At 62.3% G+C, this 15490-nt stretch carries 13 protein-coding genes and 1 pseudogene; 10 read left to right on the top strand and 4 right to left on the bottom strand.

Features of this window, described 5'->3' with window-relative positions:
* Nucleotides 1-250: 250 nt before the first annotated feature.
* Nucleotides 251-2812 carry an efflux RND transporter permease subunit gene (locus QYL91_RS12025; protein ID WP_302080741.1) on the bottom strand — a complete coding sequence of 854 codons (2562 nt, stop codon included), beginning with the start codon at nucleotides 2810-2812 and terminating at the stop codon, nucleotides 251-253.
* A gap of 221 nt (nucleotides 2813-3033) precedes the next feature.
* Here QYL91_RS12025 and QYL91_RS12020 point away from each other — a divergent pair, with 221 nt between their 5' ends.
* The 9 genes from QYL91_RS12020 (at nucleotide 3034) to QYL91_RS11980 (ending at nucleotide 10216) form a co-directional block, all read left to right on the top strand.
* Nucleotides 3034-3795, top strand: a complete 762-nt coding sequence (locus QYL91_RS12020) for a TrmB family transcriptional regulator (RefSeq protein ID WP_302080740.1) — start codon at nucleotides 3034-3036, stop codon at nucleotides 3793-3795.
* Between the two features lie 272 nt (nucleotides 3796-4067).
* Nucleotides 4068-4823 carry an SIMPL domain-containing protein gene (locus QYL91_RS12015; RefSeq protein ID WP_302080739.1) on the top strand — a complete coding sequence of 252 codons (756 nt, stop codon included), beginning with the start codon at nucleotides 4068-4070 and terminating at the stop codon, nucleotides 4821-4823.
* Nucleotides 4824-5376: 553 nt separating this feature from the next.
* Nucleotides 5377-6765, top strand: coding sequence for a c-type cytochrome (locus QYL91_RS12010; RefSeq protein ID WP_302080738.1), 1389 nt, complete (start codon nucleotides 5377-5379; stop codon nucleotides 6763-6765).
* A 49-nt stretch (nucleotides 6766-6814) separates the two neighbouring features.
* On the top strand, nucleotides 6815-7489 hold the full coding sequence (locus QYL91_RS12005; protein WP_302080737.1) for a cytochrome c biogenesis CcdA family protein: 675 nt from the start codon (nucleotides 6815-6817) through the stop codon (nucleotides 7487-7489).
* Between the two features lie 49 nt (nucleotides 7490-7538).
* On the top strand, nucleotides 7539-8270 hold the full coding sequence (locus QYL91_RS12000) for a cytochrome c biogenesis protein (RefSeq protein ID WP_302080736.1): 732 nt from the start codon (nucleotides 7539-7541) through the stop codon (nucleotides 8268-8270).
* Nucleotides 8267-8386, top strand: a complete 120-nt coding sequence (locus QYL91_RS11995; protein WP_302080735.1) for a CcmD family protein — start codon at nucleotides 8267-8269, stop codon at nucleotides 8384-8386. Before QYL91_RS12000 ends, QYL91_RS11995 begins: the two co-directional genes overlap by 4 nt.
* 57 nt (nucleotides 8387-8443) lie before the next feature.
* Nucleotides 8444-8836 carry a cytochrome c maturation protein CcmE domain-containing protein gene (locus QYL91_RS11990; protein ID WP_302080734.1) on the top strand — a complete coding sequence of 131 codons (393 nt, stop codon included), beginning with the start codon at nucleotides 8444-8446 and terminating at the stop codon, nucleotides 8834-8836.
* Nucleotides 8814-9545, top strand: a complete 732-nt coding sequence (locus QYL91_RS11985; protein WP_302080733.1) for an ABC transporter ATP-binding protein — start codon at nucleotides 8814-8816, stop codon at nucleotides 9543-9545. Before QYL91_RS11990 ends, QYL91_RS11985 begins: the two co-directional genes overlap by 23 nt.
* A complete protein-coding gene (locus tag QYL91_RS11980) occupies nucleotides 9542-10216 on the top strand; it encodes a heme exporter protein CcmB (protein WP_302080732.1) in 675 nt (224 codons plus the stop codon). The genes QYL91_RS11985 and QYL91_RS11980 overlap by 4 nt, the downstream gene beginning before the upstream one ends.
* 35 nt (nucleotides 10217-10251) lie before the next feature.
* Here the strand turns inward: QYL91_RS11980 and QYL91_RS11975 are convergent, their stop codons facing one another.
* The 3 genes from QYL91_RS11975 to QYL91_RS11965 are packed head-to-tail and all read right to left on the bottom strand — an operon-like array spanning nucleotide 10252 to nucleotide 14218.
* A complete protein-coding gene (locus QYL91_RS11975) occupies nucleotides 10252-11421 on the bottom strand; it encodes a carboxypeptidase-like regulatory domain-containing protein (protein ID WP_302080731.1) in 1170 nt (389 codons plus the stop codon).
* A gap of 2 nt (nucleotides 11422-11423) precedes the next feature.
* Entirely contained in the window at nucleotides 11424-13817 is a 2394-nt protein-coding gene (gene ccsA / locus QYL91_RS11970) for a cytochrome c biogenesis protein CcsA (RefSeq protein ID WP_302080730.1), read from the bottom strand.
* On the bottom strand, nucleotides 13814-14218 hold the full coding sequence (locus QYL91_RS11965; protein WP_302080729.1) for a thioredoxin family protein: 405 nt from the start codon (nucleotides 14216-14218) through the stop codon (nucleotides 13814-13816). Before QYL91_RS11965 ends, ccsA begins: the two co-directional genes overlap by 4 nt.
* Nucleotides 14219-14614: 396 nt before the next feature.
* Here QYL91_RS11965 and QYL91_RS11960 point away from each other — a divergent pair.
* Nucleotides 14615-15370 (top strand): annotated as a pseudogene (locus tag QYL91_RS11960) (IS4/Tn5 family transposase DNA-binding protein); the annotation flags it as partial.
* Nucleotides 15371-15490 lie beyond the last annotated feature (120 nt).

Genomic DNA, 15490 nt, shown 5'->3' with positions numbered 1-15490 from the left:
CTGTACCCCTGGTTCCAAGCCAGAGTCGTGGACCTGAGCTCAGATATGCGTTTGACGTGGTTGGCCTGGAACGGTGCAATCGATAGTGAGCCCTCTACTCTACTATCGCACTTGGAGTGGACGACAGATCATACAGCAAGTGATTGTATCGCGCCGCTCAGGTACCGCTCTCGGCTCATTCTCAAAGTAACATTATGAAATGGCCCGAGCAGACCGTCGAAGTCAGCCAGGGAATGTGAGTGACGGAAGGCTAGTCTCGCAGTCCCCACCGCACGAGCGCCCGTTCCCGGAGGACGAGCAGTCCGGGAAGCATGACCACGACAGCGACGAACGCGAACAGAATCGCCATGCCGGTGACGATGCCAAACCGCTGGAGCGGGGGCGAGAGCGCAAAAGCGAGAACGCCGAAGGCGGCAGCGGTCGTGGCAGCACTGGCAAGCAAAGTGCCGCCCGTGCCGGTAACCATCCGCCGGACTGCCGTCGTGAGCCGGTCGCGTTTCTCGCGCTCGTCGACGAAGCGCTCGCCAGCGTGGATGCTGTAGTCAACACCGAGACCGATTGCGAGGCTAGTGATGACGGCCGTTTCGCTGTTGAAGGCGATACCGAGTAGCGACATCGCGCCAAGCAGCCACGCCAGCGAGACCACGACCGGGAAGAGGACCACTGCGCCCAGTGATAGCGACCGGTAACGCGCCCAGAACAGCGCCGTCAAAAAGAGGAGGATAACGACGAGCGTCACCGCGAAGGCCTCGACAAGCGTCTCCAGCAGCGCGTCCTGAATGACAGCAGTCGTCACCGTGCCACCGGTCGCAACCGCGCTGATACCGGTGCTGTCTGCTTCGACTTGGTCGGCGTACGCGCGGGTATCGGTTGCGATGGTCTGTGCCGATTCACTACTCCGGACCGAGATGAGGAGTCGTGCGGAGGTGACGGTGCCGTTGTCGGCGCGACTGAGCACCTGGCTGGCGGCCTGCTGGTCGGTCGCAAACAGCGCGCTGTACACTGCCGAGACGTTCGAATCGGGCAGCCCGTCACCGTCCGAATCGTTGCCCGCGACCAGCGCGGCGAAGGTCTCGTTGTCGGCCGTAACGTCCCGAATCACCGTGTGTGGCCCGTCGACTGCCGCTTGTCCGTCGGGGCGAAGCTGAACGGAACTACTCGACTCGACGTCCTCGCCAGCGCCATCGAGAGTCCGCAGGACTGCGGGGTCCGAAAGGTTGCCGCGTATCAGTATCTGAGACTGCCCGCCGTCTCCCCGGAGCTGGAAGTTGTTGCTGAGATAGTCAAAATCTTCGGCGATAGTGTAGGTATCCGGAGCCAGCCCACCCGGCAGATATTCGGTCCAGTCAGGGGCGTCCTGCGGGAGGAAGTCGGCCTGGTTGAACTCCGTGTCGATGCCCGTCGCGCCGTAGGCACCCGCTGAAGCCAAGAGAAGCGCGACGACGACGATAGCCACCGGCGCGCGGGTCGTGAGCACGGCCAACCGTTCGAGCGCCGCGTTTGCCCAGCCGCTCTCGACACCGAAGGCAGGTTTCCGCCGGCTTCGGCCGAGTCGGTTCTCGACGAATCCGTCGACCTCGATTTTCAGCGCCGGGAGGAAGACGCCGAAAGCGACGAACGTAGCGAGGATGCCACCGGCACTGAGAACTGCGAAGTCCTGAATCGCTGGGAGCGGACTGACGACGTTCGAGAGAAAGCCGACGGCCGTCGAGACAGTCGCCGCGACGAGCGCCAGCACGACGCTTCCGAGTCCGACAGCCATAGCGGTGCGGATAGAACGCTCCTGCGTCTCCTCACCGTTCTCATCGAGTGTCCCCTCGCGGGCCTCCCGGTATCGCATCACGACGTGGAGCGCGTAGTCGATGCTCAGGCCGATAAGCAGGAAGGGCACGGCGATGAGGATGACGTTCATCGGGATGGCGAGCCACCCCATGAGACCGGCGAGCCACGCCAGCACGACGCCGATTCCCACGAATGCGAGCAGAATGTCGAGCAGGTCCCGATACGTGATGCCGAGAACGAGCACGATGAGGACCAGTGCGAACGGCGTGATGATGGCGAAACTGTCGCCGGTCGCCCGTGAGGAGGCGTCGTCCTGAATCCCCTGGCCGAACACGAACGCGTCGTCGAACCTGTCCGCTGCCAGCCGGTCGATAGCCACCTGTGCGTCGTAGGCGGCCTGTGGATTCTCGTCTTCCCCGCTGTTGTCGGCCTGTGCGATGAAGGTCAACCGTGCTGAGGCGTCCGTCGACCCCGGCTCGTAGCTTCGGGGGAGGAACTTGTAGGGGTCCTGCTGGCCCAGTGCGTTGCTCTCGGGGTCGAGAACCGTTGCGAGTAACTGTTCGACCGCCGCATCGTCCCGTGATTCGAGCGCGTCGATTTGCGCCGATAACGACGGTTGGCTAGTCGGTGGTCCTCGTGTGTCCTCGGCGACGGCTGCCGTCGCAACGATATTCTCGATGCCGATGACTCCCGGCGCTGCCAGCGTCGCGTTCAGCGTTTCGTTTTCGCGTATCTCCTGCTGGAGATACAGACCGTCGAGCAGTGAGTCTCTGGTCAGCACGTCGCCGCTCTCGTTGCGGACGACCAGTTGGGCGGCGACACCCTCGTCACCGCCGTAGTTTTCCCGCACGAAATCCTGTGCGTCGGTCTCCTCGGAATCGACGCCGAAGCCGCCGATATCCTGCTCGCCCGCGCCCTCGAACGCCGTTCCCGCCGCGACGACCGCGGTGAGTACCAGCACGGCGACGATGACGAGTTTGCTGTGTGTCGCAATCTGTTCCGCGTACCAGCGGGAACGCTGTCCGGCCATACTCACCACCCACTCCACTCATTCGGTGGCACTCGCCCAGCGAGACACCGCTTTCCAGACTCGGCGCTATACACTTGTGATCCCTTGTTGTCAATCTCTCCACCCCCGGAGTTATTAAGTGTTTGTAGATATCTACTATATTTACTTCTATCATTGACAGCCGGCATCATGGACCCGGAGACCAATAATGAAATTAAGTCACAAGCGACGACAGAGAGACAATGAGTGAGCGTGAGGCGGTCGAAGCGCTGCGTACGCTGGGACTATCCAACTACGAGGCGCAGGTGTTCGTCGCCCTCCAGCAACTCGGCAGCGGGACTGCCCAGGAGGTGAGCGAACTCTCGGAGGTGCCCCGGTCGCAGGTGTACGGTGCGGCCGACAATCTGGCAGAGCAGGGTCTCGTCGAAATCGTCCGGTCGTCACCGAAGGCGTACCGTCCGGTCGAGCTATCGACGGCGCGTGCGCTCCTGACCGAGCGCCTCGAGCGGGAGGCGTCACGGGCGTTCGACCGCCTCGAATCGATACGCGCGACCGAGACCGGCCACGCGGGCGGACAGGACGTCTCGACGCTCCGCGGTCGCCAGCCGATCGACGACCGGATCACGGCACTGGTGCGGTCGGCGGAGAATACTGTTGTCTTCGTCTCGCCGACCACGGGGGCGACGACCGCGGACATCGCGGACGCACTTCGTGCTGTAGGGGCTGATGGTGCTGACGTGACTGTCGTGACCGCCGACCGGTCGCTTGAAGAGTCCTTTGCTGACGATCATGTGACCGTCTTCGTCATGTCCGAGGACAACCCCGCGGATTTTGCTGGACGGGCGCTGATGGTTGACGACCGTACCGTATTGCTCGCCGCCGAAACCGACGACGTGCCCGTCCAGGAGGAAGCGCTCTGGACCGGCGACTCCAGCATCGGCCGTATCCTGGCAGCCTTCATGCGCTCGGGCATGGAGTCAGGCCGCGACCGACACGAGAAGTGACCTTCTGAACTCGACCAAAACGAGTGATGATGTCCGGCGAAGCCGTCGGAGTCGGGTGTGAGTGCAACGACGCTAAATGCGCCCACGATGTGCCGTGAGACCTCTTGGTCGATGATATGGCCCCAATATACTGAATCGGCTATTCCCCTGGCATTCTGAGCGAGAGACAGAGACACCAACCGTTCGCCCCATCGTGAGCGGCCCCGCTACGCTACAATAGTCGTTTGACCCTCCGATGTTCATAGGGGGTGTCCAGCCAAAGAACGACGTGTATGTCACGTACATCTCTCGCGGTCATCGGTATTGTAGCGCTGCTTGTGTTGGGCGGCGTAGCTATCGGTGGGCTCGGAAATGCTGGAGCCCAATCAACCGACGACTCGCCCGGCGACCGAACGATTACTGTCTCCGCGACCGGCAGTGCACAGACCAGTCCCAATCAAGCGGTCGTCCGCGTTGCGGTCACTGCTGAAGGTGACGACGCCGCCCAAGTCCGCAATAGCCTGGCGACCGATGCGGATAACCTCCGGACTGAGCTCGATGAGTTGGGGGTTACCTACGAGACAGATCGGTACGGTATCGAAGAACGGCGCTACCCACCCCGTCAAGAACGCGAGCGAGCCGAGACTGGAGATGAACCGACGTATCGAGGCATTCACGCGTTCAAAGTGACTCTCGACGACCCAGAGACGACCGGTGCTGTCATCCAAGCCGCAACCGGTGCTGATGCGGAGGTCAACACTGTGCAACTCACGCTATCCGACAAGCGCCGTTCCGAACTCCGTAATCAGGCGATCAAAAACGCGATGAGTGATGCCCGAACGCAGGCCACAACTATTGCCACCGCGGGGAATCTCAGCGTAACGAGCGTTGCGACTGTCGATGCGTCCGAAAGGCGATATCGCCCGGTCCAGGTCGAGATGGCTGCCGATGTCGGCGGTGACGATGGGTCCGCTCCGACTGTCATTGACAGTGGTGAGGTGTCGGTGTCGTACAACGTGGCGGTGACCTACAACGCGACGACTCCATAGGTCAAAACAGGACCCTGAACACGCGCGTTATATCCAGCACGGTCATCTGACGCTGATAGGCCAGTACTCCCGGAAAACCTCATTCCAAATTGGCCATCGTCGGCAGTTTCCGTGATTGGGTGAAAGTTCGGAGGAATATTTGCCGAGAGGGGTCGTATGTCAAATGTGAACCGACGAAAAAACCTCCAACTCGTCGGAACAGGTATTGCTGTGGGAATCGCCGGGTGTTCGTCCAGTTCGGATGACGGCACGCCGACAGCTGCGTCGACACCGGACCCACCTGCTTGTCCCGAAGTGCCGGCATTTCTCCAGCCCGTGAACCGCCTCGGGGTCAAGCCCCGAGGCACTTGGCCTGCTCCGCCTGTAGACAATCCGATCAGTATCGTGATGACGGTGTGAGATGAGTTCTATGACAGCCTCAGATAGACACCGGTTGTCCTGCGGGATTGCTTGCAGTTGTGGGGCAAAAATTAAGTGGCCTGTCCTACCAGTTGTGCTTATCATGCACATGGCTGTATATATTCACTCTTCGAACGGGGGGGCCTAACCGGGCATGAGCGACAATTCAATTCGAGTTACGCCTCTTCAGGCCGTGTTTGCAGCCATCCTCTTCGGTGGACTCATCTTCCTCGGTGCGAACGTCATGTTGGCGGGGACATACTCCGGGTCCGGCCAAGTGACAGACGACAACGTGTCTGCCAACCAGTCGCAGGCAAAGAAGTTGCCGGCTTCCTTCCAGGGCATGCAGTGGTACGAGAAGGACCTTCGTGACCAGGGGCTCGAATTCAGAAATGCGACCGCGGGCGACGTCGTCGAGTTCCATCCGAAGAAGATGAACGACTCGACGTTACCCGAGAATGAACACCGCCGCGAACTCGTCAGGTACGGCCGGAAGCTGTTCGCGAACACGTCGGCGTTGATGCCCGAGAACACGGGCGGGACACGGATGTCCTGTGCGAACTGCCACGGCGGCGGAAGCCAGCCGACAACGACGGGCATGGTCGGCCAGGACATCGACATGATTCCACTAGTCGGGACGGCGGCCGGCTACCCAGAGTGGACGGGTCGGACCCAGCGGATGCGCGACATGCGCCAGCGAATCATGGGCTGTTTCCTCCGGAGTATGGACGCCGCCAACTCCGAGGCGGGCGTCCCCGAGTACGACTCCCGCGAGATGCAAGCCATGGAGGCCTACATGGAGTGGCTTGGCAAGGGCACGCCGGTCGGCCGCATCCCCTACTGGCGCCATATCGACAAACCCGGAAATGACGAGAAAGTTGCCATCCCAGAGGTGAACCCGGTCCGGGGAGCGGACCTCTACCTGCAAAACTGCGCTAGCTGTCACGGCGCGGACGGCAAGGGCATAGAGGGCCAGTACCCGCCACTGTGGGGGCCAAACTCCTACAACGACGGGGCCGGCATGGGACGGATGTACACCTCCGCAGGGTTCATCCGCGAGGCGATGCCCTACGGCTCTGCACACACGCTGACCGACTGGGACAAGGTCCACGACATCGCCGGCTTCGTGAACGCCCACAAGCGACCCCACCTCCCCAGACAGCCCAAAGACTGGGCCGTCGCCGGTGCCCCCGACGAGGGTATCTACTACCAGCGTGTCCAGGAACGGTACAACTACAGCATGAATCCGATGACGAAGAAGCTCCTCATCGCGGGCATCCCCATCGGAACCCAACCGCTCAACGAGAGCGCCATCCCCGACGACGTCGACCGCTACGACCAGCCACTGCGTGACGTCGAGGTCGACGGCTCCTGGCGGACGACCTGGATGAACGAGTCCAACACCTACGAGAACTGGACGTTCGCGCCCGAGTCTGAGAACGAGACGACCTCCAGAGGGCAAAACTCCATCTCCCAACAGGACGCCATCTCGGACGCGATGGGCGGTGACACCGCTGTGGAGCGGGAACAGACTGCTGGCTGATCCATCCCACGTGACAGACTTTTTCGCGCCGTTCGCGTACAGTACGGCGATGACCGGCCTCCCCGGCTACGCGGCCGTCTTCGGAGCCGGCATCCTGACAATTCTCTCGCCGTGCTGTCTCCCGCTGTTGCCGGCAGTGGTCTCCAGTGGCGCCGGCCATCGGTACCGCCCGCTAGCGCTCGTGCTGGGGAGTGTCCTCTCGTTTACCGCACTCGGGGTCGTCGTCGGTGGCGTCGCGACGCTCTCCCCACGGACCTTCCGCCTGCCCGCCGCAGTCCTGTTGCTCGCCTTCGGCGCGGTTCTGGTCGACGACGACCTCAACGCCCTCTACGAACGCTACGCTTCGCGCGTGGCGGGCCGTGCCGACCGCCTCAGCGGCGCCGTGGGCGGCGAGCGCTCGCTGTTCGGTGGGTTCGTGACCGGGTCGCTGCTAGGCGTCATCTGGCTCCCCTGCGTCGGGCCGATTCTCGGCGGCGTTCTCGCCGTCGCCAGTACCGGTGGCTCTCTCTTTACCAGCACGACGCTTATGTTGACTTACGGCCTCGGGTTCGCCGTGCCGCTGCTGGCCACTGCCTATGTCGGCAAAGACATCTTGCGCCACGTCGGCGTCACCGCGACTCGACAGGCTGCCCGGCGCCTCGTCGGTGCGGTGTTGCTCGTCACCGGTGTCGCGTTGCTGTTCGACGTCGACAAACTGCTCATCCGCCTGTTCGTGGACCTATGACGAGTTGTTGTTCCGCAAAGAATTTAGACGAAAGAACGGAATGTTGTGTATGAATTACGCACGACTGCTGGGCAAGGCCATCCGGCTCAGCCGGCTCGTCACCGAGAGCCGAGTCGTGATGTGGGGCGCTCTCGTCTCCGGACTCACCTCCCTGACTCTCGTCTTCGGGTTCGCCTCCGACGTCATGTACGGCATCGAACACGGGGCAAACCTGCTGGCGTACTGGCACATCGCCATGGCGTGGATCGCCGCCGTTGCGCTCTCGACGACATTTCTGGGGAGCGTCCTCCACCTCCGATTCGAGGGTCGGTACTGGAACCGCCTCGCCCACAGCGCCGGCGAACTCGGCTTTCTCTTTGCGACGCTGACGCTGGTCACCGGGAGTGCCTGGGGGCGCGTCATCTGGAACTCCTGGTGGGAGTGGACCGACATCCGGCTGGTGACGTTCCTGCTGGTCTGGTTTGTCTACGCCGGCTACCTTGTCGTCTACTCCTCGACCGAGCGCGGCTCCGACGAACGGTTCGCGGCTATCTACGGCGTCGTCGGCTTTCTCTCTGTCCCGCTCTCCTATCTCTCGACGCGGCTGTGGGTGCCCACCTTCCACGAGACGACCCTCGCCAATCCCCAGGTCAGCGCCAACATCGACCCGCTCACTCTCGTGGTCTCTATCGTCGCCGTGAGCCTCCTCTATCTCTACCTGCTCGGACTTCGAGTGCGCATCCACGAAGTTGAGGACAAAATACAATACCGTGTACGTGATACAAGAGACCAACGACGATGAAACCGCTACTACTTGCCGGCTATACGATCATCTTCGGGCTCCTCTTTGGCTACGTGGTGCGTCTCCAGCGTCGTCTTTCCAGGCTCGAAGACCGGCTCTCCGACATCCCAGAGTGAACGCAGGACAGAACAGGTTCACACAACATCTAAACCACTACTGACGCAATTGTAATTGTGCGCCGCAAGAACAAGCTCATTATCAGCGCCGTCGGGATCGCCGTCCTCTTGCTCGTCTTCGGGACGGCGACCATGAGCGCGACGACCAAGTTCGTCTCGCCGACGAAGCTCGACTCCGGCGACTACGGCGAGGAGTGGGTCAACCTCGAGGGCGTCGCTCATGACCTCCAGACTGACGGCGAGACCACTCGGTTCACGGTGACCGATCAGAACGCCTCAGTCGAGGTGGTCTACGACGGGACGCTCCCCGAGACGATGGGCGAGGGACGCGTCGTGGTGGCCAAGGGTGTCGTCAAGGACGACCACGTCGTCGCGAAGGAACTATCGGTGCGTGCACACGAGGGCGACAACAACTCGGGGCAACAGAATGGGCGACCACCAGCGGAGTGACACCGCCTTTCTCCGGGCCGACGGTCTCACGAAGCGTTTCGGCCAGTTCACCGCGCTCGACGACGTCGACCTCGCCGTCGACCGTGGCGAGACCGTCGCCATCCTTGGACCGAACGGCGCCGGCAAGTCGACGTTGCTCCGGCTGCTGGCGACGCTGTCTCGGCCCACAGCGGGGTCGCTGACGCTCGACGGTGACGATCTGACGACGGAGTCGTCGCTACGGGCCCACCTCGGTCTCGTCGGTCACGACTCGCTGCTCTACGACGACTTGACTGCCCGCGAGAACCTCACGCTACACGGCCGCCTCCACGGCATCTCAGATATCACTTCCCGACGAGAAGACCTCCTCGAGCAGGTCGGCCTCCGCTCGCGGGGGAGCGAACGCCCGGATCTCTTCTCTCACGGTCTTCGAAAGCGTCTCTCGCTTGCCCGCGCGCTCGTTCACGACCCCGCGGTGTTACTGCTCGACGAGCCACACTCTGGGCTCGACCGCCAGTCTGCCGACCGCTTCGATGAAATCCTCGATGGCTTCACGAGTCGGACGGTCCTCCTGACGACCCACGACCTCGCCGTCGCGACCCGGCACGCGACCCGGGCCGTGCTCTTGAATCGCGGCGAGCGGTGTGGGTCCGTCGATCTGACGACGGTCGAGGACCCGGCGGTGCTGGAGCGGCGATACGACGCGGCACTCGGGGGCGAAGGGAGATGACGTCCTGGCTGGGGACCGTCGCGGAGGTCGTGCGAAAAGACGTCGTGCTCGAACTCCGGACCAAGCGGAGTCTCTTTCTCGCCGCCGTCTTCGCCATGCTCGTCACGGTGACGTTCGCCTTCGCCTTCGAGCACCGTTTGAGCGCGAACACGACCGTCGGTCGGGCGGCGCTGTGGGTGTCGTTCCTGTTCGCGGGCGTCGTCCTCGTGACGCGGACGGCCAGCCTCGAGACGGCGAACGCGGCCATCGAGGGGCTGTTGCTCGTCCCCACCGACAGGACTGCTATCTTCGTCGGGAAGACACTCTCGAACGCACTCTTTCTGACGCTGATCGAACTCGCCAGCCTTGGATTCGTCTTCGTCTTCCTCGATTTCAGCGTCCCACCGTCGGGGCTCCCGCTTCTTGCACTGTCGTTCGTCCTCGCGGCCGGCGGCTTCGCGGCTGCCGGAACGTTGCTCTCCCTGTTGACGGCGCGGTCGCGACTCCCCGAACTGACGCTCCCGCTCGTGCTTCTCCCGGTCGTGGTACCGGTATTGCTCGCGGGCATCGAACTCACCCGTGCTGCCGCCAGCGGGTTGCCGCTGGTGGCCTGGTTACAGGTGTTGTTCGCCTACGACGGCATCCTGCTTCTGGCGGGCGTCGCGCTGTTCGAGCCGACGGTCGAAACCTGAACTGCGAAGTCGGCACGCTCACCGGGCGGAGCGTCTCAGACGACGCGGTACGCGAGGAGCCCACCCAACACGACGACGAACAGCGCGGCGAGGAGAACAGTTACGGGCGCTGAAAAGGCACCCGGTGCGGTGGAGTTGGGCCCTCCCGCCGCGCCCGGCAGAGTGATCGAGATGGTCGCGTTTTCTCCGGAGAGGTTCTCAGCGACCAGCAACGACAGCGAGGAGTTCACCGATTCGAGATTCGACGAGTGCTCGACCGCCGATAGGTCGTACCCCCGGACGACGACCGCGGCGTTGTCTGGGTTGTACTGGAGCGTCCGCTCGAGCGTCTTGTCCTGGAGTGTGTAGGCGATGCCAACCCGGGCACTCTGTCCGGGCGCGACGCTCGCGTTAATCGAGACGGCACCGTCTCGTTGGACCACCGGGATTCGCCGGTCCCGGTACATCGCCGCCGTCACGTTCGCGGTCTCGGGTACCTGGAGTGTGACTGCGCCGATGAACGGGCGGTCGCCGGTGTTTCGAAGTGTCAGCGTCTCCACGACCATCGGCTGGCTGCCGTTTTGCGGCGGTGCTATCTGGAGGACGTGACTCGCGGGGTTTTCGCCGACGGCTCGCAGCGCCGACGGCTCGGTCGTCGGCTGCTGTGCCACGATTCGGTGGGCGGTCTCGCCGCTGGCCGTCTCGACGCTGTGGTTGTAGGGGATGCCACCAGTGGTGTACTGCAGATAGTAGGTCGCGTTGGGTCTGAGCGGCTCGAAGGAGAACGTCCCGTTCTCGCCAGTCTCGACCGTCGTCACCATCGGTCCGGACTCGCTGAACAGCCCCAGCCGAACACCCGAGAGGCCGTCGCCGTTCTCGTCGATCAACCGGCCCGAGGCCTCCACAGACAGCGAGATGTCGACGTGACTCCCGTTACGGGCGAGCGCGAAGTGGGCTGTCTCCTCGTGAGCAACCCGGACGAAGTACATCGGGGCGTCAGGGAGCCCGCTGGCGGTGAACGTCGACCCTTCGACGGTCGTGTTCAGTTGCGTGCCCGCCCGACGGAAGTTGCTGTCGAGCGGGGTAATCGTCACCCGGTCGCCGTCTGCGGTGCCGTTCTCGACGGTGATGGTTCCAGAGACGGAGGTCGCCGACGCTGGCGCGGGGACGGCGAGCAGTGCAACGAGACACAGGGTTGCGAACAGGAGTGTGCGTGTTCCAGGCATGGTCAATCAGTTTTGGAAGGGGTGGAGTCAGTTGTCGTCTCGGTTGCCGTTCGCGTCGTGAAGATACCGTGGCGCGGGTCGTAGGCGGCGACCAGCCCCATGCCGAGCAAGAGGCCGATGACCGCCAGCCGGATTGGCGTCATGAAGGGGATGCGCTTGACCGTGATCGACGCCTGGCCACCGTCGGTGCTGACGATGACGTACGTGTCGGTGACGAGGCCGCGCTCGACGAGGACGTCCCGGGTCACCATCCCGTTCCGGCGGAGATACTGTCGCTGGCCGGCCGTCCCTGAGGTGACCAGCGATCCGTCACGGTAGACGGCGAGGTCGACCGACGTGACCTGCACGCGCGCCGGACTGATGCTGGCGGGGAGGTTCCCGGGCGTTCCGAGCTGTCGTGGGCTCGTGATGACGACAGCGTCGGTCTGGGGAACGAAGTTCCGGAGGACGACCCCCCGAGCCACGAGCGTCTGTCCTTCTTGGGGGTCGAACGCGCTCAGGTTCTCGCCTGTCACGCCGACCCAGAGCCCGGAGCCGTTGAGCTGGGCGACCGTCGCTCGCTGGCCGCGCCTGACACTCGTCACCTCCCCGTAGACGGTGCGGACGGACTCGTTGACCGCCTCTCCCTGGGCCAGGACCTCGCTCGATGACTGGGCGTACGTCGACGGCGCCGGGTCCCGCGGGAGCTGGCGCTCGTGTTGGTCGAGGACGCGGAGCGAGTAGTCGGTATCGGGCACGTCGACCGTGTTGCTGCCGCCCGACGGCGTCGCGGCCATCACCGACGCCTGCGCGGCAAAGAGGTAGATGAACGGAAGCGAGAAGACGAGCAGGGCCACCGAGACGTGTATCATCGTGATGCCCACCTCTTTTCGCCGCGCGGCGGAGTTGGCCGCCGCCGTGTATCGGGTGTAACCGCGCTTGATGACGGCGATGCTGGCGTAGGCCACCGGCGGAAGGACGGCGAGTGCGCTCGCTTGACCGATGATCTGGTAGACGAGTGCGTCACCTGGGCGGACGGTCCCGAGTTGCCACAGCGACGACGGGCGGATGGCCGCCGCGACGACGGTGGCGACCGTCGCGACGCCGACGGCCACGAGACTGCGCCGTCTCCCCTCGACGTCGTAGTCCATGTAGAAGCCGAGCACCAGCAGCGCCACGAGTACGATGGGGAAACTCCAGAGGTTGTAGTAGCGCGCTTCGACGGAGACGGCCATCCCTGTCGTCGCTCGCCGGAGGACGGGGAAGGTGAGTCCCCACAGCGAGACGAACGTCAGCAGGCCGAACAGCAACACGGCGGCGTGCATCAGCGTTGGCCTGGCGAGCCAGTCGCTCACGTCAGATGGCAAGTCGCTGGTTCCTTCCTGCCGGAGCCAGTAGAAGAAGGGCAGGCCGACGCCGAGGACGAACGTGATACCCATCAACACGAGCAGAGAGGTCCCGATGCCGCCGGAGGCAAACGAGTGGACGCTTCGGAAGACGTCGCTGCGGACGACCGACGTCGTGTAGACGGCGAGGGCCAGCGAGGTGGCCGTCATCGCCGGCGCGAGAATCGTGTAGCGTCGCCCTGACCGATAGCTCGTCACCGCGTGTAACGTCCCGGTCACGAACAGCCACGGGACGAGAATGGCTGTCTCGACGGGGTCCCACGCCCAGATGCCGCCCCAGCCTAACACGGTGTACGACCAGAAGGCACCGAGTGCGACGGCGGCCGTGAGGAACAGCCAGGAGATGCGGAGCCAGCGGGTGAGACTTTGTTCCCACTCCTCGAAGATGCCACCGTCACCCCGGAGCGAGGAGACGAAGTGGGCGACGCCGATGGCGAATGGCATCGTGATCAGTGCGTAACTGGTGAACATCACCGGCGGATGAATGGCCATGAACGGATCGACGAGCAGCGGATTCAAGCCGCGGCCAGTCTCTGGCGTCACTCCCGGCGGAATCCGCTCGACGACGGTCCAGACCGACGCGAAGGGGTTCTGCAGGAGCAACATCCCGGTGAGGTAGGTGACAAAGCCCACGACGAGCGACTGGACGAGTTTCGTCGACCGCTCGGCGAACCCGCGCGTGTATCCGGCCCACACCGCGACGAGGCTGGCGATGGCCGCCCATAGCAGAATCGATCCCTCGTTGGCCGCATACACGCCCGTGAGTCGGTAGATGAGTGGGAGGTAGTCCGCAGTGTTCTCCCAGACGTAAGCGCTCGAATAGTCGGTCGTGGCGAACTGAAAGGTCAGATAGCCGAGTGCGACGACGAGTCCGACGCTCAGTGCCCCGAGGCCGACCCTGGCGACGCGCTCGTAGTCGTTTCGGTCACGGGCGTAGTCGACGAGTAGTGTTGCCATCGCGCTCGCGCCACCGAGGAAGGCGACGAGGAGGAGGACTGTCCCGACGTTCATTGCTGGTACCGTTGCTGTGATCGCTGGAGATAGGTCATAAAGTCGTCTTTCGGGGCGTAGCCGGGGAGTTTGCTCACCTGCTGTCCGTCGGGCGTGATGACGACATGCTGTGGCGGATAGTCCGCGTCGTAACGGTTCTGGATGCGGACGGCAGCCTCCTGGTCGCTGTCAAGATTGACTGCCAGGAGGACGAACTCGTCCAGACGGTTTTGCACCGCCTGCGAGGAGTACACTTTCTCGTTGTAGTCTTTACAGTAGGTACACCACGTCGTCCAGTAGTAGACCAACACTGGCTTGTCCTGCTCTGCGGCGATCTTCTTCGCTTCCGTGACGTTGGTGTGCCACTCGGTGTCGCCGTGATATGAGTACGCGTCGTCGCTCTTGACGGGAGCTGCTCCCATGGAGTAGTATCCAATCACTAGCACAAGAGCGAAGAAAGAAATTGTCAGCCTCTTCCGTGTATCCATTAGGCGCAACTCTCGGGACTCGCGTTTTTATATCCTGCGACGCGTTGTCAGACCACGGCATATCTGATAATCAGTGTGTCATAGAACGGTTGTGATACCTGTCCGAATAACACTCGGTACGGAGAAGGCACTCAGTTATTAAGATATAGATATATTTAATTTCATTCCAAGATTATAGAATCAATAACTGAATATTTCGAGTGTTAGCCAATATTCATCGCCGCCGACCGATCGCTGCCTTACAGCGGTAGCGAGGCGAAAGCCCACCCGTTTACGGCTGTCTCTTACCCACAAGTACAAACCGCGGAGTTGACAAGCTGAGACTGGAAGATGGAACGCTGTTCACGGGGTTGGCGGCCAGAAGTTGATAAAGATGGACAGCTGCGTGACATGGATGTCTCGGGGTGGATTCGGACAGAGTTTCGCTCAGCCGAATTCGGAGATAAGCGGCTTACCGATCGACTGGTCCAACTTGGGGATGAACTCGGCAGCTCGCCTGCCGAGTCCATCCCTGGTGCCTGCGAAGATTGGGCGTCCACAAAGGCTACATACCGATTTTGCGATAATGAGAGTGTGGAGTCGAACGAGATTCTCTCTGCTCACAAGCAGGAACAACGCTCACGGCTATCTGAAACGGAGCAACTGTTGATTGTCTCCGATACAACGTACCTTACTTTCCCTCGCCATCCCTCGAAGGATGATCTTGGTGATATCAGTTCCAGCGATATTGACGTTGAAGGCGTCAAGTTACACACGAGTATCGGCTTAGATCCTGACACGCATCAGATGACGGGGGTCATCGATCAGCAGGTGCTGATCGAGGACCAGCAGGCCGATACACTCCACGAGACAAATGGCAAAGGGGAGCCGATTCAACTTGAAAGTGACCAAGAGAAGTGGATCCGAGGAGACAGGCAAGCCAGAGACTGGCTTGCCGGCGATGTCAATTCACTGTTCGTTCATGACCGAGGAGCAGATTCATTCGCGTTCTACGAAGAAGTTACCGAAGAGATAGAGAACGCTGGCTTCATCGTTCGAGCGAATCAAAACCGGCGGATCTGGACAGATACCGGCGAACCTGGGAAATAAGTGGCAAAGACACTGCTGTACAGAAGGCTCCTATCGGTCACTCATCTTTGGGCAACTCGTGTGAAGACGAATCGGTAGAGACTAGCGGAACTTCAGTTGTGAAGTACTATATCTCCG

The sequence above is a fragment of the Salinibaculum rarum genome, assembly GCF_030505615.1.
GTDB classification, from domain to species: Archaea; Halobacteriota; Halobacteria; order Halobacteriales; family Haloarculaceae; genus Salinibaculum; species Salinibaculum rarum.
Note: the sequence above shows the minus strand (reverse complement) of the source record. Positions and strands in the feature narration are given on the sequence as shown.